Raw genomic sequence first — 19,026 nt, 5'->3', positions numbered from 1 at the left:
AGTGCCATGAAGTGATGGATCGATGGAGCCACGATGGAACTGGACTGGTTGCTTGCCCCCCCTTTGCCGGAAGCCATGCCGCGGCAGCGTGTGCTCTACCTCCGCCTGCGCGAGGCGATTCTGTCCGGCCGCTTGTCGCCCGGCACGCTGCTGCCGGCGACTCGCCGTCTGGCGGCGTCCCTTGATATTGCCCGGAATACCGTGCTGTTTGCCTACGAGCAGTTGACCGCCGAAGGCTGCTTGCAGGCCGACCGCCAGGGAACGCGGGTGGCTTCGCTCGCGCTGCGGCCGGCACCCGCATCTTCCGACCCGCGCCCGCCCGCCGCCGCCTTGCGCTTGTCCGCACGGGCGATGGCGGCATGGGCGCCGGAACCGGCTGGCGAGGTGGCGGCCTTGCCGTTTGCGCCGGGAACCCCCGACTACGGCGCCTTTCCCTTCCGCGCCTGGCGTGCCTGTCTGGAGGGTGCCTGGCGCGATGCCGGGTGGCGCCAGCTCGGGTATGCCGAGCACGGGGGCGATCCGGCCCTGCGCGCGGCCCTGGCTGGCCACCTGACGACGGTTCGCGGTCTGGCGGTCGAGCCTGCCCAGGTCGTCATCACCAGTGGGACGCAGGCAGCGCTGGACCTGTGCGCCCGTTTGCTGGCCGATCATGGCGACACGGCCTGGGTCGAGAACCCCGGCTATCTCGCCGCCCGCGTTGCGTTTGCTCTGGCCGGACTGCAGGTGCACGACGTGCCGGTCGATGGCGAGGGGGTGGCCCCCAGCGAGCGTGACTGGTGCGACCATCCGCCGCGCCTGATCATGGTCACGCCATCGCACCAGTACCCGACCGGCCGCGTTCTGCCGCTGGCTCGGCGTCTGGCGCTGCTTGAGCGCGCCCGCCAGGCCGGCGCCTGGATCGTCGAGGACGATTACGACAGTGAGTTCCGGCGCGCCGGACCGGCGCCGCCGGCGCTGTTCGGCCTGCAGCCTGACGCTCCGGTGGTGTACGTTGGAACCTTCAGCAAAACCCTCTATCCCGGCCTGCGCCTCGGCTATCTGGTCCTGCCGCATGCCATCGCCGGCGATTTTGCCCGCGCCACGGTCCAGGCCATGCGTCCGGGTCAGGGGATCGAACAACGCGCCCTCGCCGATTTCATCCGGCGCGGCTATTACACTGCCCATCTGCGCCGCATGCGTGCGCGTTACGCCGCCCGGCAACTGGCATTGCGCAGCGCGTTGAAGGCGGCATTCGGGCCCGCCGTCGAGTTGTCCGGCGGCGAGGCCGGCCTGCATCTGGTGATGTGGTTGCCGGAGCGGATCAGCGATACCGAGGTGGTGAAGCAGGCGGCCGAACAGGGGCTGGGGGTGCGGGCGCTGAGCAGCTACACCCGCGCGCCGATGCGCTGCAACGGCCTGGTGCTCGGCTACGGAAATCTGGCGGAAGGGACGCTGGCAGATGCCGTGCGGCAGCTGGCGAGAGCAGTTCGGTCGCTCAGTGCCGGGAAAAACGGCGCAGTTCGCGGTCGACCGTGAAAAAGGCTTAAAACAGCTTGTCCGGGGTCAGGCGCAGGCCGAAGGAGAGCCAGCGGCTGGCGGTGGGGCCGTTGTATTGCTGGCCGATGGTGGCGTCGATCTGGACCCGGTCGGGGACGATGGCGTAGCGGGCGCCGACCTGCCAGTAGGGGTTGTGGCGGCTGTCGCCGAAGCTTTCGGCGATACCGAGCAGGCGCGGGGTCAGCTGGAATTCGCCGCCGATGCCCCAGGTGGCGCTGTTCCGGTCGCTGGCCTTGTCGTGCAACATGCCCAGGTTGGTGTGCACGATCAGCTTGTCGTCGTTGAACGAGAACGAGGCCGGCAGGTAGAAATAGGTGTTGCCGAGCAGGTTCGGACCGGGGTTGACGCCGGGGTGCATCACTTTGCCGACTGCCAGGCCCCAGCCCCAGTCGTTGGTGGTCAGCGGGCGGAACAGGGTCTTGCCCTGGAGCACGTAGTCGCTGGTGGCGGCTTCGCCGTCGTTGCGGGCACGGCCACCGCCGGCGGTGACTTCAAAATTGCCGCCGGGGTTGCAGGCGGGCAAGGCCCAGAATTCCTGGCTGTTGCGGTAGAGGCGGGTCCAGCTTTCGAGCTGGCAACTGCCGCCGGTGGTCAGGCGGGCATCGTCAGTGACGAAAGGGCGGGCGGCGAGGGCATGGCCGGTGTACAGGGTGCTTAGCGCCAGCAAGGCAGGCAGTAGCGGCAGGAAAGGGCGGTGCGAGGTCATCGGGCGATCTTAGCGGCAAACGATGAATTTTGGGTGACAGGTGGCCATGGTGGGCCGGTTGCCCGGCAGAGGCGGGCGGTCGCGGACAAAAAAAACCCGTCAAGCGACGGGTTAAGGGTATGTGGCTCCCTGGAGGAGAAACCGGAAACGAGTTTAGATCGCTCGTCTGACTGTTCGCTGACCTTCTAAGGGATTTACCTAGGGGCTTGCCAAATGGTTTACGGCCACAGCACGCAGGCCCAGATCACCGTCGCGTTGAGCAGCGACAGCAGCACCGCCGCGCTGCCCATGTCCTTGGCGCGTTTGGCCAGTTCGTGGTGTTCCGGCGAGGCCTTGTCGACCACTGCCTCGACCGCCGAGTTGAGGATTTCAACGATCAGGACGAAGAGGATGCTGCCGATCAGCAGTGCACGGTCGACGCCGGTTTGGGCCAGAAACAGCGCCAGCGGGATGGCGACGGCAGCGAGCAGCACTTCCTCGCGGAACGCCGCTTCGTTTTTCCAGGCGGCGGCGAGGCCGTCGCGCGAATAGCCGAGCGCGTTGAGCAAGCGGGTCAGGCCCTGCTTGCCCTTGTACTGGTCGATGACGCTGGTGTCGGGGTCGTGGCTCATGCGGTTTTTTCCAGCAGCGGTTTGAGAAAGCGCCCAGTATGGCTCGCCGAGTGTTGCGCCACCGTTTCAGGCGTGCCGGCGACCAGGATGCGGCCACCGCCGGCACCGCCTTCGGGGCCGAGGTCGACCAGCCAGTCGGCGGTCTTGATCACGTCGAGGTTGTGCTCGATGACGACGATGGTGTTGCCGTGGTCGGCCAGCCGGTGCAGCACCTTGAGCAGCAGTTCGATGTCGGCGAAGTGCAGGCCGGTGGTCGGTTCGTCGAGGATGTAGAGGGTGCGGCCGGTGTCGCGCTTGGAGAGTTCGAGCGCCAATTTGACGCGCTGGGCCTCGCCGCCGGAGAGCGTCGTTGCGCTCTGGCCGAGGGTGATGTAGCTGAGGCCGACGTCGACCAGGGTCTGCAGCTTTTTGGCGACGACCGGGACCGGGTCGAAGAATTCGCGCGCCTGTTCGACGGTCATCCCGAGCACGTCGTGGATGGTCTTGCCCTTGTACTGGACTTCCAGCGTCTCGCGGTTGTAGCGCTTGCCGTGGCAGACGTCGCAGGGGACGTAGATGTCGGGCAGGAAATGCATCTCGACCTTGATCATGCCGTCGCCCTGGCAGGCCTCGCAGCGCCCGCCCTTGACGTTGAACGAGAAGCGGCCGGGGCCGTAGCCACGGGTGCGCGATTCCGGCACTTGTGAAAACAGCTCGCGGATCGGCGTCAGCAGGCCGGTGTAGGTCGCCGGGTTGGAACGCGGAGTGCGGCCGATCGGCGCCTGGTCGACGTTGATCACCTTGTCGAAGAGGTCGAGGCCGACGATCTGGTCGTGCGCCGCCGGCTCGGTGGTGGCGCCGTAGAGGTGCTTGGCCGCCGCCGCGTACAGGGTGTCGTTGATCAGCGTCGATTTGCCCGAGCCGGAGACGCCGGTAATGCAGGTGAACAGGCCGACCGGCAGGCTCAGGTCGACGTTTTTCAGGTTGTTGCCGCTGGCGCCGAGGACTTGCAGCTGTTTTTCCGGATTCCACGGTCGACGCTTGGCCGGTGGCAAAATCGCCCGCGCGCCGGAGAGATAGGCGCCGGTCAATGATTCCGGGTTGGCCGCGACTTCGGCCGGGGTGCCGTGGGCAACGACGGCGCCGCCATGGACGCCGGCGCCGGGGCCGATGTCGACCACGTAGTCGGCGGCGCGGATCGCGTCCTCGTCATGTTCGACGACGAGCACGGTGTTGCCCATGTCGCGCAGGTTCTGCAAGGTGTGCAGCAGGCGGTCGTTGTCGCGCTGGTGCAGGCCGATCGAAGGCTCGTCGAGCACGTACATGACGCCAGTCAGGCCGGAACCGATCTGCGAGGCCAGGCGGATGCGCTGCGCTTCGCCGCCCGAGAGCGTTTCCGCCGAGCGTTCGAGGCACAGGTAGTCGAGGCCGACGTTGATCAGGAAGGAGAGGCGGGCGGTGATTTCCTTGAGGATTTTCTCCGCGACCTGCGCCTTGGCACCGGTCAGTTCCAGGCAGTTGAAGTAATTGCGCGCCTCGCCCAGCGGCAGGCGGTTGATCTCGTGCAGGGTGTGGCTGCCGACCCGCACATGCCGCGCCTCGGTGCGCAGCCGCGAGCCGGAGCAATGCGGGCAGGTCGAGTTGCTGATGTACTTGGCCAGGTCTTCGCGCACCGCCTGCGAGTCGCTGCCGCGATAACGCCGTTCGAGGTTGGGAATGATGCCCTCGAAGGTGTGGCTGCGGTCGAAGCGGGTGCCTTTCTCGTTCTCGTAAAGAAAGCGGATCTCGGTCTTGCCCGAGCCATAGAGCACGATCTGGCGGACTTCCTCGGAAAGTTGCGCGAACGGCGTGTCGACCGTGAACCCGTAGTGCTCGGCCAGCGATTCGATGATCTGGTAGTAGAACTGGTTCTTCTTGTCCCAGCCACGAATGGCGCCATCGGCCAGCGACAGTTCGGGGTTGGTGATCACCCGCTTGGGGTCGAAGAACTGGATCACGCCGAGGCCGTCGCACTTGGGGCAGGCGCCCATCGGGTTGTTGAACGAGAACAGCCGTGGCTCCAGCTCCTGCAAGGCGTAGGAACAGACCGGGCAGGCAAACTTGGCCGAGAACAGGTGTTCCTGACCGGAGTCCATCTCCAGCGCGATGGCCCGCCCGTCGGCATGGCGCAGCGCGGTTTCGAAGGACTCGGCGAGGCGCTGGCGCATGTCGTCGCGTACCTTCAAGCGGTCGACGACGACATCGACCGTATGCTTCTGCGCCTTGGCCAGCTTGGGCACGGCGTCGATTTCATAAACCTCGCCATCGACGCGGACGCGGGCAAAACCCTGGGCACGCAATTCGGTGAACAGTTCGAGCTGTTCGCCCTTGCGGTTGGCGACCACCGGCGCCAGGATCATCAGCTTGGTCTCGGCCGGCAGCGCCAGCACGTGGTCGACCATCTGCGACACCGTCTGCGCCGCCAGCGGCTGGTGATGTTCGGGGCAATAAGGCGTGCCGGCGCGGGCGTAGAGCAGGCGCAGGTAGTCGTGAATCTCGGTGACCGTGCCGACCGTCGAACGCGGGTTGTGCGAGGTCGCCTTCTGCTCGATGGAAATCGCTGGCGAGAGGCCTTCGATCAGATCGACATCGGGCTTTTCCATCAACTGCAGGAACTGCCGCGCATACGCCGACAGCGATTCGACATAACGCCGCTGGCCTTCGGCGTAGAGCGTGTCGAAAGCCAGCGAGGACTTGCCGGAACCGGACAGGCCGGTGATCACGATCAGCTGATCGCGCGGCAGGTCGAGGTTGATGTTCTTCAGGTTATGCGTGCGGGCACCGCGAATGCGCAGGGTTTCCATCGCTGTTCGGGATCGGGTTGGGGAGGGGCAACTATACGCAAAAGCTCGCACCAATGCATTAAATACTGTATTTAATAACAGTTGATGAAAAGATAGCTGTCATTTTTGCTAGCTTGTCAGAGGCGGCGGGGTCTTCTATTTTTTCCCTTTTGGCATGAGCAGGGCGGGGCAGGTATGGGGCGGCTGGATCGCATCATTTTTGGCAGGATCGAATTCGATCCGTGCGAAGAGCATCTGGAATTCCAGTTCAAGTTTCTCTGTATCGTTCTGATCTGCGGTGCGCTGTTTACCGCAGTCTTCGTGCTTGGCGAATATACCCGGCTCAATCCGCTCAATTCGCCGCATGTGCTGACCATGCATTTCTTCATCGCTGCCGCCCTGTCGTTGTGGCTGCTGCTGCGCGGGCAGAAGCAGCGGTTTCTGGCGATCGCCTGGATTTACGAGGCGATCTGCATCATCGAATACACCTCGGTGCTGGCTTACGTGCCGCAGGATGAATTGCGCATCCTCTGGCTATTCACCAATATCCCCGGCGTCTATTTGCTGCTCGGACGCCAGGTCGGGTTTGTGATCACCGCCTTGTCGCTGCTCGGGCTGATCCTCGGCAACGCCTCGATGAGCCAGCCGTACAGCCAGCCGGCACTGGCGACGGCAGTGGTTTGCATGATCTATCTGGCCCTGTTTTTTCATGTTTTTGCCTCGCGCTCGGTCTCCTACTACGTGCGCATGCGCGAGTCCAATGCACGGCTGTATCTGCTGGCGATGCGCGATCCCCTGACCGGCATTCTCAATGCGCGTGCCTATTACGAAATCTGCGACCGCCTGATTGCCGCTGCGCAGCGCAGCGGGCGCCCGTATGCCGTGCTTTTTGTCGATCTCGATCATTTCAAGGCAATCAACGACCGGCACGGGCATGCCGCTGGCGACGTGGTGCTTAAGCGGGTCGGCGAAACCCTGGGCGCGAGCATCCGCAGCAGCGATACGCTGGGGCGGATCGGCGGCGAGGAGTTTTCGGTGTTCCTGCCCGACACTTCCCGCGATGCGGCGGTGCTGGTTGCCGAGAACCTCCGTCGGGCGGTCGAACGCCTGGCTCCGGATATTGGCGGCGGCGAATGCCTGCGCGTAACGACCAGCATCGGAGTTGCCGGGAGCGAAGGCTGCCCGGTCGAGATGCAGGTGCTGCAGCGGTGTGCCGATCAGGCCATGTATCGGGCCAAGATGGCCGGCCGCAACCAGGTCTCGGTGTTTGTCAGCGAGCCGCAGCCCGCTCCGCCGGTGGCGGTGACGGTCTGACCGCCGGGCGCGTTCAGCGCTGCGGCCACCAGATGCGCCAGGCGTTGAGCGTGAGCAGTGGCTGCAAGCCGGCCAGTACCGCCCAGAAGGGGTGGTTGTCACGCCACAGCAGCCAGGCGAACAGCGCAAACAGCGGCAGCAATCCGCTCATCAGCAGCAGGGTGCGGCCATTTACCCGGGGCGGCCCGGCCCGACGTTGCCGGGGGCCGCGCTGGCCGGCGGCAGCGAGCAGGACGCCACCGCCGCCGCCAAAGCCCGCGACCAGAAATAGCGCAGCGCCGATTTCTCCCCAGCGGATGTCGCGGCGAACCACGCTTTCAGCCGGGTCATTCGGGTTCACCCAGAGCATGAACGATTCGCCGGGCGCGCCCAGTTGCTCGGCCAGTTCGGCATCCCAATCGTCGAAGTTGCTGCTGCGGGCGAAGGAAAAGCTGAGCTGTTCGCCGTAGTATTCGCGGCCGGCCCACTGGTAGCGATAGCGCCCTGCCTGACGGCTCAGGTCGCGGCGCAGGCCGATGCCGGGGGCGATGCTGGCGTGCTGCTCGATCAGTTCGGCCGGGTGGGCAATCCAGCGCTCGGCCCGCAGTGACTGGCCGATCTGCCACAAAACCAGGATCAAGGCCGCCAGTGCCAGCAGGCAGCAGGCGCCACCCAAGGCGTAGATCGGCCATAGGGAGCCGCTGCGGCGAGGCATCGTGGCTTACGACTCCTCGGCCAGACAGACGCGGTTGCGACCGCCCTCCTTGGCCTGGTAGAGGGCCTTGTCGGCAAGGTTCAGCAACTGGTCGAGGGTATGGTCGCGCGCGTCGAGCACGGCGACGCCGAGCGAAGCGGTAAACCGGAAGGGCAGCGCACCAGGTAGTGGCATTTCGCTTTCGGCGATCGCCAGGCGAATCCGCTCGGCGACTTCGGCTGCGCCTTCGAGCGGCGTTTCCGGCAACAGGATGGCGAATTCCTCGCCGCCCAGGCGCCCGGCCACATCGCTGTTGCGCAGCACTTTGCGCAGGGTCTCGGCGAGACGGATCAGCACGTCGTCACCGAACTTGTGGCCGTAGCGGTCGTTGATCGATTTGAAATGGTCGACGTCGAGCATCAGGATCGCCAGCTGGCTGCCGTAGCGGATCGAGCGATTGAGCTCGTGCTCGGCCAGTTGCATGAAGTGGCGGCGATTGGGCAGGCCGGTGAGAAAGTCGGTATGCGCCTGCTTTTGCAGTTCGCCTTCGAGCAGCTTGCGTTCGGTGATGTCCACATGGATGCCGCTCATCCGGCTGGGGCAGCCATCGTGATCCCAGGCGGTGACCCGACCGTGGTCGAAAACCCAGCAATAGCTGCCATCGCGGCGCTGCATCCGGTATTCCATGCGGTGGGCCGGCTGGCGTCCGGCCCGGGTTTCGTTGAGCGAGCGCCAGACTTTGTCGCGGTCGTCGGGATGGACCAGCGCCAGGCTGTCGAGCACCTTGCTGTCGAGTTCGTCGAGGCGAAACCCGAGCATGCCGGCCCAGCGTTCGTTGCGGTCCACGCGGTCGAGCGCGATGTCCCAGTCCCAGAGGCCGAGTTCCGCAGCTTCGAGGACCATGCGCAATTGCTCTTCGCGGCTGCGCAGTGCGGCTTCGGTTTCCTTGCGCCGGGTAATGTCGCGGACCAGCGCGCAATTGAATTCGCGGCCGGCGAATTCGAAATAGTTGGCGACCACTTCGATCGGGTAGGTATGGCTGCTGCGGCTCCGGTGGGTCGACTCGAAAGTCAGCGAGCCGTTCGTCTTGAGTTCCTGCCAGTGTGTTTGCCAGTAAGTGCTGTCGTAGTTCGGATCGATGTCGGCAATTCGCAGTTGCAGCAGTTCTTCCCGACTGTAGCCGAGGTTGCGGTAAGCCGTTTCGTTGGCGTCGAGAATGCGTCCTTCGTGGTTGATCCAGAGAATTTCGTCGTCGATCCGGTTCAGGCTGCGCAGCACGAAGGGCAGCAACTGTTCCGGCGGCAGGCCGAAGTTGGCGAGATCAAGGCCGACCGGAGAGGAGGCCGTGGGGTCGGGCGCGGGAGTGGCGGGAGAGCTCGGAGTTTTCATGATCGGGTTCCGCGACGGCAATGGTGCGATGCTAACGCGAGTTGCACTAGCCGGCGGCATTGCTCAGAAAAAATGGGCCTGCCTACGGTCGACCGTGAAATTCGTTCAAAAGTCCCGGGTCGAGGCTGCTTGCTCCTGCCCATTCGCCCTCGGTACAGAGTTGCCGGGCCAGTGTCCGGCAGAGTTCGGCAACTGCCAGCGCGGCCGGCGTCGGCGGCAGGTGACGGGCGCTGCATAGTTCGACTTGCCGGCGTAACGGGGTATTGGCCAGCGGCCAGGCGCGCAAGCGGCCTTCGGCCAGTTCACGCTGCAGCGGCATCGGTGGCAGCAGGGTATGACCAAGGCCGGCGAGCAGGCTGGTGCGCAGGATGCTGATCGAACTGATCTCGGCCACCACGTTCGGAGCCGCCAGCCCGGCAGTGCGGGCGGCCGCCTCGATGATCGGACGTACACCGTGCGGCGCGGCCGGCAGGATCAGCGGCTGGCGCAGTGCCGTCGCCAGATCGAGCGGCTGCGGCGGTGTCTGTTCGGGCGGCGAAATCAGCAGCAACTCCTCCACGAGCAGGGGCTGGTGGCGGAATTCGTCGAGCGTGCCGTCAGCGAACAGAAAGGCGAGGTCGATCTGGCCGGCGCGTAATTGCGGCACCAGGTTGCCGGTCAGTTCCTCGGTCAGTTCCAGTTCGACCTGCGGCAGGGTCGCCCGCACCGCCTTGAGCAGGGGGAGCGCGAGGGCTTGCGAAAGACTGTGGGGAATGCCGACGATGACCTTGCCGGCGGGCGTTGCCGCCTCGTTGCGCACGCTGGCGCGCGCCGCCTCGACCTGGCGCAGGATAGCTTCGGCGTGGGCATGGAAAGCCCGGCCGGCAGCGGTCAGCGCTACGCCGCGCGGCAACCGGTCGAACAGCGTTGCCCCCAGTTCGTTTTCCAGTTGCGCCAGCTGGTGGCTCAGCGCCGACTGCGCGACATAGAGCCGGGCGGCGGCCTGCGACAGGCTGCCATGAGTGGCAATGGCGACAAAATAACGGAGTTGGCGGAGTTCCATCGGCTGGCCTGCGGGGGAGGGTGAGCGAGTGAATCAGGAAGAGTTGCGCAAAACCGATCTGTTTTCAAGATGGTTCTATCTTTAATCTGAATTTTTCAGATTGCTGCCGGGCTGGTTTAATCCCGCCATCGACGCACTGCGCCAGCCGCCGCCACCCGCAGCGGAGTCAGGTCAGACCCGACCGCCGGCCTGTGCCAAGACTTTCCGACCCGGAATGGATGAACGCGGCGCCTGCCGGCAACGGCGGCGCCGCGTTTGCTTTGGCACTCCGCTGCTGGCGGTCTGGCCGCAAAGTAAAACGGCCGCCGCAGCGGCGACCGTTTTTTGCGCTCTACCACGGTCGACCGTGGCAGAGGGCAAAAATGCTCAGTACTGCATGAAGATGCGTTGCAACTCCTTGCTGTCCTGGGTCTTGGTCAGGGCCACCGAGGCCAGGATGCGCGCCTTCTGCGGGTTGAGGTCGTGGGCGACCACCCAGTCGTATTGGTCGTCCGGCTGCTCGGCGTTGCGCAGCACGAAACCGCCGGCATTGACGTGCGAGGAGCGGATGATGTGCACACCCTGGCCGCGCAGTTCGCGCAGGGTCGGGACGACGCCGGCAGCGACCGAGCCGTTGCCCGGACCCGCGTGGATCAGCGCCTTGGCACCGCTCTGGGCCAGTGCGCGGTAGGCGGTGGGGTTGGCGTTGCCGGCGGCGTAGGCGATTTCGACCAGCGGCAGGCTGTCGATCTGGTCGATATTGAACTCGGAATTCACGGTGTGGCGCTTGTCGAGGCGGCGGAACCAATAGTTGCGGCCCTCGACCACCATGCCCAGCGCGCCCCAGGGGCTGCGGAAGGCATCGACGCGGATGTTGACTGCCTTGCTCACGTCGCGGCCGCTGTTGATCTCGTCGTTCATCACTACCAGCACGCCCTTGCCGCGTGCATCGCTGCTACCGGCCACGCCGACGGCGTTGAGCAGGTTGAGCTGGCCGTCGGCCGACATTGCCGTACCCGGACGCATCGAGGCAACGACGACGATGGGCTTGTCGCTCGCCACCACCAGATTCAGGAAGTAGGCGGTTTCTTCGGCAGTATCGGTGCCGTGGGTGATCACGATCCCGTCCACATCCTTCTGCTTGCTCAGTGCCGAAACGCGCTTGGCCAGCGCGACCAGGTTTTCGTTGCGCAGGCTTTCGGAGGCGACCTGGAAGACCTGTTCACCACGCACCTCGGCCACTTTGCCAAGCTGCGGAATGCCGGCGATCAGCTTGTCCACCGGTACCTTGGCGGCCTGGTAGGTGGCGCTGTTGGTGGCTTCGGCGCCGGCGCCGGCGATGGTACCGCCGGTGGCGAGGATCACCACCTTGGGCAGGTCGGCGGCGAGGGCGGCGGCGCTGCATAGCGCCAGCGCGGTCAGCGCGGTGCCGCGCAACAGGCTGCGGCGCAGGGAATTCGTCCGCAGGGCGAGAGCGTGGGAGAACATGGAATGTCCTTTCTGTCAGGAGAGGGGGAGGTGCGACAAATACGGAAAAAGCGGGAGCCCCCGTCGCCGCCGGCAGTGACAGCGACAGGGGCAGGCCTCCTTGTTGCCGGAGGAGGTCTTTTCTTATTGCAAGCCGCGTGCCTGTAGTTTTGACTGGATAAATCGATGATTTATCGGTGAATTTTCTGGCGGCCGCCGAACTGGTGGTCGGAAAACCGGATTTTTGGCGCGGCCGGGCATCGGAAAACCGATGGCCGGCCTTGCGCCGGAGCTCGCCCCGCTGGCCGGAACGGAGGCACAACGCCCCGCCGGCGGTTGTTTCCGGCGGGGGGGCTACATCCGTCCCAGTTTGCGGTACAGCGTGTTGCGGCTGATGCCGAGCTGGCGGGCGGCGAGCGAGACGTTGCCGCCGGCGGCGGCAAGCGCTTGCTGGGCGGCCAGGCGGCCGATTTCGTCGAGGCTGGCGGGGGCAGTTGCGGTGGCCACCGGGCCTGGAGGGAGCGCGCCCGAAGGCATTGCAGCCGGCGTGGGGTAGTGCGGCGGGGTTTCGAAAAACTCCTCCGGCAGATGCGCTTCGGTAATCAGGCTGTCGTCGTCGTCGAGCAGCGCGACGGCAACGCGGATCACGTTGAACAACTGGCGGATGTTGCCTGGCCACGGGTAATTCCGCAGCAGCGCCAGGGCGCTTGGCGAGAAACGCGCCGGACGGCTGCGCCGGGCGGTTTCGCGGGCGGTGATCTTGTCTACCAGGACGTCGATGTCGCTGCGTTCGCGCAAGGCTGGCAAAGTCACGCTCATGCCGGCCAGACGGTAATAGAGGTCTTCGCGGAAGCTGCCGCGCGCCACCTCCTCGCGCAATTTGCGGTGAGTGGCGCAGACCAGGGAAATATCGACCTGTATTGCCCGCGTGCTGCCCAGCGGCGTCACGCAGCGCTCCTGCAACACGCGCAGCAGGCGGGCCTGCAGGTTGAGCGGCATGTCGCCGATCTCGTCGAGGAACAGGGTACCGCCGTGCGCCTGCTGGATCTTGCCCGGCGCCCCTTCCTTGCGCGCGCCGGTAAAGGCGCCGCCCTGGTAGCCGAAGAGCTCGGATTCGATCAGCGTCTCGGGAATCGATGCGCAATTGAGGGCAACAAAGGGCTGCTCGCCACGCGGGCCGCTGTTATGGAAGGCCTTGGCAAACATCTCCTTGCCGGCGCCGGACTCGCCCTGGATCAGGATCGGAATGTCGCGGCCGAGCATCTTGCGCGCCCGGTCAATGGCGAGTTGCAGGCGTGGGTCGCCGGTGCTCAAGGTGTCGAGGGTGAGCGGTGGGGAGCTGCTCGCAGTTTCGCGGGGGCTTTCGCTGCGCCGGCCGGGCGCGGCGGCCGTAGTGTCGATTACCCGGCCGCTGACGCTGAGCCCCGGCAACTGGCCGCGCAATTGCAGGCAGAGCAGTTGCGGCCCGACGCGCAGCACCTGATGTCCTTGCGGGTACAGGCGCAGGCGGTCGATCAGCGGGCCCAGCTGGTTCTCGAAGACCAGCGAAAAATCGCGGCGCAGCGCATCGACCGGGCGGATGCCGAGAATCCGGCAGCCCTGAGCGTTGATCGCCTGGATCTGGCCGTCGGGGGTCACTGCCGCCATGCCCTCCTGCAGGCTGCCGAGATATTCCGGCTGTTCGTGGAAGCAGACCAGGATGTGCTGCGCGTGGGCCGCCTCGAACAGGCGCTTTTCGATCATCGCCGACGACAAGCGGGCGAGGCCCAGGGTGTGCCGCTGCTGGGTGCGGTAGTCGCCGGAAATGTCGAGTACGCCGAGCAGGCGGCCGTCGGGACCGAAGATCGGACTGGCGCAGCAGGTCAGGAAGGCATTGTTCTCCATGAAATGCTCGGCGCCGAGCACCGCCACCGGCTGTTCCTCGGCCAGTGCCGTGCCGATCGCGTTGGTTCCGCGCAGGTTTTCGTCCCACGAGGCACCGGCGGCGAGCATCACCCGGTCGGCCCGACTGACGAAGTCGGGGTCGCCGACGGTTTCGAGCAGCAGGCCGCTGGCGTCGGCGAGGATCACCATGCTGCCCGATTCGCGGATCTGCTCGTAGACGTGCTCCATGATCGGCCGGCCCAGGGTCAGCAGCGCCCGGTGGCGCTCCTGCTCGGTTTTCAGGGCGAGCCGGTCGATGCCTTCGCTGGGCGCGCCCAGAATCGTCTCGCTGAGGCCGAAGCGGCGACAGCGTTCCCACGACCGGGCGATCAAAGGATCGATCAGTCCCCCCGGCAGTGCCGAGCCTTGCGCGAAGAACAGCGTTCGCGCCTCATGCAGCAGCGGGTCATGCCCCCCTGCCAATTGGATGGCTTGTCTCATCGCTCCTCCTGGATTTATTCCAGATGTGTTTGTTTTTATTGGTGTTGTTTCATAACGTAACACCTGCCCCGTTTCTAAGCAATTGCTCCGAATCCGGGGTGTCACCGTTGAGCAAGGGTTGTGCCAGAACCTCATGCAAACGTTTAAAAAACCGGTAGCCAGGTTCTTGCCGGGGGGTGGCATGGCGTTTGCAGAGGAGGGGGCACTGTTTCACCTCAACCGATAACAAGGAGACAATCGTGACCCATCCCTTCCGCAAGCTCAGTCTGATCGCCGCCTCCCTCGCCATCGCCGTGACCGCCAGCCAGGTGTTGGCGCACGGCGATGTCGTGCCGCAGGCGGTCGATACCACCGGCCTCAAGGCGCTGGGCGCCGATTTTCTGGCCAGCAACCCCTACCGCAAGGACGCGACCGCGATCCGCATCGGCGATTCGGCCTATAACCAGAACTGCGCCCGCTGCCACGGTCTGGGCGCGATTTCCGGCGGGATTGCCCCCGACCTGCGCTACCTGCCGCTCGGCGACGAGGGCGATGAGGTCTTCCTGCAGCGCATCCGCAAGGGTTCGGTCCGCGATGGCCGGGTCTATATGCCGCCGTTCGAAGGCACGCTGAGCCAGGAAGCGATGTGGGCGATCCGCGCCTGGCTGGAGACTGTCCATGAAGAATGATCGCCGCCTCTGGCTCAAGGGACTGGCGATGCTGCCGCTGGCGGCCAGCCTGCCGGCTCGGGCCGATGCACTGGCGCGGATTCGCCAGCAGGGCCGCCTGCGGGTGGCGGTGTACAAAGACTTCGCGCCCTATTCGCTGGCCGGCGGCAAGGGCATCGACGCCGATCTCGGCCGGGCGCTGGCCGCCCGCCTCGGGGTTGCCGCCGACATCGTCGCTTATACCGCCGATGAAGACATGAGCGACGACCTGCGCAACATGGTCTGGAAAGGACATTACCTCGGGACCCAGCCTTCCGATGTGATGCTGCACGTGCCGGTTGACCGCAAACTCGCTGCGGCTAACGACAAAGTCCGCATTTTTGCCCCCTATCACCGCGAGACCCTGGCCCTGGCACGCCATCCGGGGCGCGTGCCGCAGCCGGCGCAAGGTTCGGCGGCGGTGGCGCTGGAGGTGTTTACCCGCGAAAAAATCGGGGTCGAAACCGCCACCCTCGCCGATGCCTTCCTGCTTTCCGTGCTCAATGGCCGGTTGCGCGAGCAGGTGGTGCATTTCAAGAACGTCGGCGATGCGGCCGCCGCGCTGGCGAGCGGGCAGCTTGCGGCGGTGCTGGCGCCGCGTGGCGAGCTGGAGGCGGCGGTGGCCGGGCGCAGCGAGCTGGCGCTCGACGCCTTCCGTCTGCCCGAACTGCCAACCGACGGCTGGCCGCTGGGGATGGCGGTGAAGGTTGAGGAGGCCGAACTGGCCGATGCACTGGCGGCCGCCTTGGCTGACCTCAAGCGCGATGGCACTTTGGCCGCCATCTTTGCCCGTTACGGGATTACCCATTTACCCGCCTGAGGAGGCTGCCATCATGCGCACACCCCGGATCGCTCCCTTGCTTGCCGGCTGCTTGGCCCTGCTCGCACCGCTGGCTGGGCAGGCCGATACCGCCTACGTGCCCAACGAAAAATCGGCCAGCCTGAGCCTGATCGATACCGTCAGCGATCAGGTGCTGCAGACTGTGCCCGTCGGCCAGCGCCCGCGCGGCATTGCGGTGGGGACTCGCGAGTTGTATCTCAGCGACGGCAAGAGCGGCAGCCTGCTGGTCCTTGACCGGGCCAGCGGCCGCAGCCTGCACACGCTGCGCCTTGGCGCCTCGCCCGAAGGCGTCAGCCTGTCGCCCGACGGCCGGCTGCTGGCGGTGGCGGTTGAAGACGACAACGCGGTGCACCTGGTATCCACGGTCGACCGCCGCGAAGTGGCCAAAATCGCGGTCGCCGGCAAGAACCCCGAGCACGCGGTGTTCAGCCCCGACGGCCGCTGGCTCTACGTCAGCGCCGAAGAGGCCGAGCAGGTCGACGTGATCGACCTGCGCCAGCGCCGCCAGGTGGCCCACATCCCGGTCGGCAAGCGGCCGCGCGGCATCGGCTTCCTGCCCGACGGGCGCCTCGCCTACGTCGCCTGCGAACTGGCCGGCAAGGTCTATGCGCTCGATATCGCCAGCCAGCGCGTGGTCGCCGAAATCGCCGTCGGCCAGTATCCGAACGGAGTTGCCGTGCATCCCGACGGCCAGCGCGTTTATGTCTCCAACGGCCGCGATGCTTCGGTGATGGAAATCGACGTGGCCACGCAGCAGGTGGTGGCTACCATCGCCGTCGGCAAGCGGCCGTGGAATATGGCGCTGACCGCCGCCGGCGACAAGCTCTACGTCGCCAACGGCCGCTCAGGCACCGTCTCGGTCATCGCGACTGGGCGCCGCCAGGTGGTGAGCGAAATTGCCGTCGGCGAACTGCCCTGGGGAGTGGCGATCCGATGAAAACCCTGCGCTACCGCTGGCCGGCGATGCTGTTGCACTGGCTCTCGGCGATCCTGATCCTCGGCCTGCTCTGGCTCGGCTGGCAGATGGTCGATCTGCCCAAGGGGGCCGAACGCAGCGCCGCCTACAACCTGCACAAGTCGCTCGGCCTGCTCTCCTTGCTGCTGCTCGCGCTGCGCCTGGCCTGGCGCCGGCAATCGCCACCACCGCCGGCGCTCGAAAACGGGGCGCCAGCGCGGCTGGCGGCCATCGTCCATCTTGGCCTTTACCTGTTCCTGCTTGCTGCACCACTCGCCGGTTTTCTCGCCTCGGCCTTCACCCAGTACCCGATGAAATTCTTCGGCTGGCCGCTGCCGCGCCTGTTCGCGCCGGACGAGCAACTCAACGCCCTGTTCAAGTCGCTGCACTTCGCGCTGGTGTGGAGCGGTGCTGGGCTGATTGCGCTGCATCTGGCCGGCGTCATCCGCCATGAACTGCACGGGCAGCCGATCCTCAAGCGGATGTTGCCCGCGCGCCTGTTCCGGGATTGAGCAGTTGCTCCATTTTGGAGCAGGAGTGGGGCAGTGGCGTGCGGCAGCGGACGCCTGCGGTGTGCGGTGCCGCAAGACCCAAGGCACCGCCAGCCAACGGCAGCGGTACCGGAAAAAGACGGTTTTTCACGGTCGACCGTGACAGGGCAGTAAAGACCAATCGTGCGGGTCGATACCTGGCGCCATGTTTTTGGGTGGGCGGTACAAGTGTTGGCGATGGCCACAACCTGCCCGCCCGATGCCTGGGGCGGCACCCATCGCGTCCATAGGCGCCGGGCTCGCCGCAGTCGACAAAGCGCCGGCCCAGTACCCTCGGGCAGCAGCGAACGGCGCGGCTGCGGTCGTTTCTCGCCGGTGGTTGGCGGGTTTCAGAAACTGCCATTCGAGGCCGGCGCAAGCTCAGCACAAGCCGACCTTCGCTGCTGGGTACCCGCTGGCGCCGTGCCGGAAAATCCCATTAGAATGCTCCCCCGATTGAGATTCTGAACAGGATCAGCCGCTTGTCTCGCGCCGAACGCCTCCTGCAATTGATGCAGACTCTCCGCCGCCATCGCCAACCGATTGCCGGCCAAGCTCTCGCGTCCGAACTCGGGGTCAGTCTGCGTACCCTCTACCGGGATATCGCCACACTGCAAGGCCAGGGCGCCCATATCGAGGGCGAAGCCGGCTTGGGTTACATCCTGCGGCCGGGCTTTGTCCTTCCCCCCTTGATGTTTTCAGCGGACGAGATCGAGGCCTTGGTCCTCGGCTCGCGCTGGGTGGCCGAGCGAGGCGACCCCCGGCTGGGGGAGGCCGCCAAGAATGCCTTGGCCAAAATTACAGCGGTGCTGCCGCCGGAACTGCGACACGAGGCGGAAAGCTCCGCCTTGCTGGTCGGGCCGGAAAATCAGGCCAGCCCGGTTGATCAGCTGCTGTTTCAGGTCCGCACCGCCATCCGGGCTGAGCGCAAGCTGCAGGTAGGCTACCGGGACGTGCAAGGCGCAGAAAGCCTGCGCACGGTCTGGCCCTGCGCGGTGGGCTTCTTCGACCGCTGCCTGGTCATGGTCGCCTGGTGCGAACTGCGCGAGGACTTCCGGCATTTCCGCATTGACCGCATCGCTCGCCTATCGATCGAGGAGGCGCGCTACCCCGAGCGCCGTCAGGCGCTGCTGCGGCGGTGGCGGCAACAGGAAGGTATTCCCGGCCAGTAATTCGACTGCTGACAGAAACTGTCACTGCCTGCTTTTACGATCGCTCCATCGATCGGCCACCACTGGCCGGCTTGACTAACCTGATCGGAGCATCGCCATGAATCATCCCAACTTCCTGCTGCTGTACGTCGCCAACCCTGTCGCCAGCGCGGCCTTCTACACCCAGCTTCTGGGCGCACCGCCGGTAGAGGCATCGCCGACCTTTGCCATGTTCGCCCTGGACAACGGCATGATGCTGGGGCTCTGGGCGAGAGAAACGGTGGCACCCAAGGCGGTTGCCGGGGCGGGCAGCAGCGAACTGGCCTTTGCCATGGCGGACGACGCAGCGGTAGAGGCTTGCTACGCCGAATGGGCCGCGAAAGGCATCGTCATCGCCCAGACGCCGACCCGCATGGATTTCGGTTTCACCTTCCTCGGCCTCGATCCGGATGGCCACCGCCTTCGCGTTTTCTCCCCGAGCCAAGCATGAGCCGCAACTGGATCGCGGTGGCTTCGGCCGAACATGTCCGCATCGGTCAGGCCGGTGGCTTCATGCAGGTCTGTCACGGCAAGGCGGCGCCTCTGCGGCGGATCCGGCCGGGGGATCAGGTGGTCTATTACTCGCCGACCGAGAAATTCGGCGGGAAAACGCCACTCCGCTGTTTCACCGCCCTGGGCCGGGTATTGGCCGGGGAGCCTTACCAAGCGGACATGGGCGGCGGCTTTCTCCCCTTTCGCCGGGATGTGCGCTGGGCGGCGGCTCGACCCACGCCCATCACTCCGTTGCTGGAGCGGCTGGAATTCTCGGCCGGGAAAAAGAACTGGGGCTATCAACTGCGCTTTGGCCTGTTCGAAGTCTCAGCCCATGACTTCGAACTGATCGCCTGCGCCATGGCAGCAAAAGCACCCGCAGCAGCAGGCTAGCTGCCAGACCCCCAAATCCCCCGTTCCCCGGCTCCGAGTGCCGGGGTTTTTCGCCTG

At 65.6% G+C, this 19,026-nt stretch carries 17 protein-coding genes; 9 read left to right on the top strand and 8 right to left on the bottom strand.

Annotation, left to right across the window (positions count from 1 at the left end; genetic code table 11):
- The first annotated feature begins 33 nt into the window (after positions 1–33).
- Entirely contained in the window at positions 34–1,515 is a 1,482-nt protein-coding gene (locus tag VX159_RS13935; RefSeq protein ID WP_371323489.1) for a PLP-dependent aminotransferase family protein, read from the top strand.
- A 7-nt stretch (positions 1,516–1,522) separates the two neighbouring features.
- On the opposite strand, the gene VX159_RS13930 is transcribed toward VX159_RS13935, so the two are convergent.
- The 3 genes from VX159_RS13930 to uvrA form a co-directional block, all read right to left on the bottom strand.
- Positions 1,523–2,242, bottom strand: coding sequence for a hypothetical protein (locus tag VX159_RS13930; protein WP_371323488.1), 720 nt, complete (start codon positions 2,240–2,242; stop codon positions 1,523–1,525).
- A 218-nt stretch (positions 2,243–2,460) separates the two neighbouring features.
- Positions 2,461–2,853: a diacylglycerol kinase gene (locus tag VX159_RS13925; RefSeq protein ID WP_371323487.1), complete on the bottom strand. Its 393-nt coding sequence runs from the start codon at positions 2,851–2,853 to the stop codon at positions 2,461–2,463.
- The gene (uvrA, locus tag VX159_RS13920; protein ID WP_371323486.1) at positions 2,850–5,675 is read right to left on the bottom strand and encodes an excinuclease ABC subunit UvrA; all 2,826 of its coding nucleotides are present in this window, start codon (positions 5,673–5,675) and stop codon (positions 2,850–2,852) included. The genes VX159_RS13925 and uvrA overlap by 4 nt, the downstream gene beginning before the upstream one ends.
- Before the next feature lie 174 nt (positions 5,676–5,849).
- Here uvrA and VX159_RS13915 point away from each other — a divergent pair, with 174 nt between their 5' ends.
- Positions 5,850–6,968, top strand: coding sequence for a GGDEF domain-containing protein (locus tag VX159_RS13915; protein WP_371323485.1), 1,119 nt, complete (start codon positions 5,850–5,852; stop codon positions 6,966–6,968).
- Positions 6,969–6,981: 13 nt separating this feature from the next.
- On the opposite strand, the gene VX159_RS13910 is transcribed toward VX159_RS13915, so the two are convergent.
- The 5 genes from VX159_RS13910 to VX159_RS13890 all read right to left on the bottom strand — a co-directional run bounded on the left by VX159_RS13910 (position 6,982) and on the right by VX159_RS13890 (position 13,882).
- Positions 6,982–7,662 carry a DUF3592 domain-containing protein gene (locus VX159_RS13910; RefSeq protein ID WP_371323484.1) on the bottom strand — a complete coding sequence of 227 codons (681 nt, stop codon included), beginning with the start codon at positions 7,660–7,662 and terminating at the stop codon, positions 6,982–6,984.
- A 6-nt stretch (positions 7,663–7,668) separates the two neighbouring features.
- A complete protein-coding gene (locus VX159_RS13905) occupies positions 7,669–9,030 on the bottom strand; it encodes a diguanylate cyclase (RefSeq protein WP_371323483.1) in 1,362 nt (453 codons plus the stop codon).
- Positions 9,031–9,112: 82 nt separating this feature from the next.
- Positions 9,113–10,072, bottom strand: coding sequence for a LysR family transcriptional regulator (locus VX159_RS13900; RefSeq protein ID WP_371323482.1), 960 nt, complete (start codon positions 10,070–10,072; stop codon positions 9,113–9,115).
- Positions 10,073–10,438: 366 nt separating this feature from the next.
- Positions 10,439–11,539 carry an asparaginase gene (locus VX159_RS13895; protein WP_371323481.1) on the bottom strand — a complete coding sequence of 367 codons (1,101 nt, stop codon included), beginning with the start codon at positions 11,537–11,539 and terminating at the stop codon, positions 10,439–10,441.
- A 333-nt stretch (positions 11,540–11,872) separates the two neighbouring features.
- Positions 11,873–13,882, bottom strand: coding sequence for a sigma-54-dependent Fis family transcriptional regulator (locus VX159_RS13890; RefSeq protein WP_371323480.1), 2,010 nt, complete (start codon positions 13,880–13,882; stop codon positions 11,873–11,875).
- Positions 13,883–14,121: 239 nt separating this feature from the next.
- On the opposite strand from VX159_RS13890, the gene pedF reads away from it, so the two are divergent.
- From pedF to VX159_RS13855, 7 genes are all read left to right on the top strand, one after another.
- Complete coding sequence (pedF, locus tag VX159_RS13885; RefSeq protein ID WP_371323479.1) at positions 14,122–14,550, top strand: cytochrome c-550 PedF; 429 nt, start codon at positions 14,122–14,124, stop codon at positions 14,548–14,550.
- Positions 14,540–15,388, top strand: a complete 849-nt coding sequence (locus VX159_RS13880; RefSeq protein ID WP_371323478.1) for a substrate-binding periplasmic protein — start codon at positions 14,540–14,542, stop codon at positions 15,386–15,388. The genes pedF and VX159_RS13880 overlap by 11 nt, the downstream gene beginning before the upstream one ends.
- 13 nt (positions 15,389–15,401) lie before the next feature.
- Positions 15,402–16,346, top strand: a complete 945-nt coding sequence (locus VX159_RS13875) for a beta-propeller fold lactonase family protein (RefSeq protein WP_371323477.1) — start codon at positions 15,402–15,404, stop codon at positions 16,344–16,346.
- Entirely contained in the window at positions 16,343–16,876 is a 534-nt protein-coding gene (locus VX159_RS13870; protein WP_371323476.1) for a cytochrome b, read from the top strand. The genes VX159_RS13875 and VX159_RS13870 overlap by 4 nt, the downstream gene beginning before the upstream one ends.
- Before the next feature lie 500 nt (positions 16,877–17,376).
- Positions 17,377–18,066 carry a helix-turn-helix transcriptional regulator gene (locus VX159_RS13865; protein WP_371323475.1) on the top strand — a complete coding sequence of 230 codons (690 nt, stop codon included), beginning with the start codon at positions 17,377–17,379 and terminating at the stop codon, positions 18,064–18,066.
- Between the two features lie 97 nt (positions 18,067–18,163).
- The gene (locus VX159_RS13860; RefSeq protein ID WP_371323474.1) at positions 18,164–18,535 is read left to right on the top strand and encodes a VOC family protein; all 372 of its coding nucleotides are present in this window, start codon (positions 18,164–18,166) and stop codon (positions 18,533–18,535) included.
- A complete protein-coding gene (locus VX159_RS13855; protein ID WP_371323473.1) occupies positions 18,532–18,969 on the top strand; it encodes an EVE domain-containing protein in 438 nt (145 codons plus the stop codon). The genes VX159_RS13860 and VX159_RS13855 overlap by 4 nt, the downstream gene beginning before the upstream one ends.
- Positions 18,970–19,026: the final 57 nt, after the last annotated feature.

Origin of the sequence: Dechloromonas sp. ZY10, from assembly GCF_041378895.1 — a bacterium.
Lineage (GTDB): Bacteria > Pseudomonadota > Gammaproteobacteria > Burkholderiales > Rhodocyclaceae > Azonexus > Azonexus aquae.
This window is presented reverse-complemented; position numbering and strand designations above follow the sequence as displayed.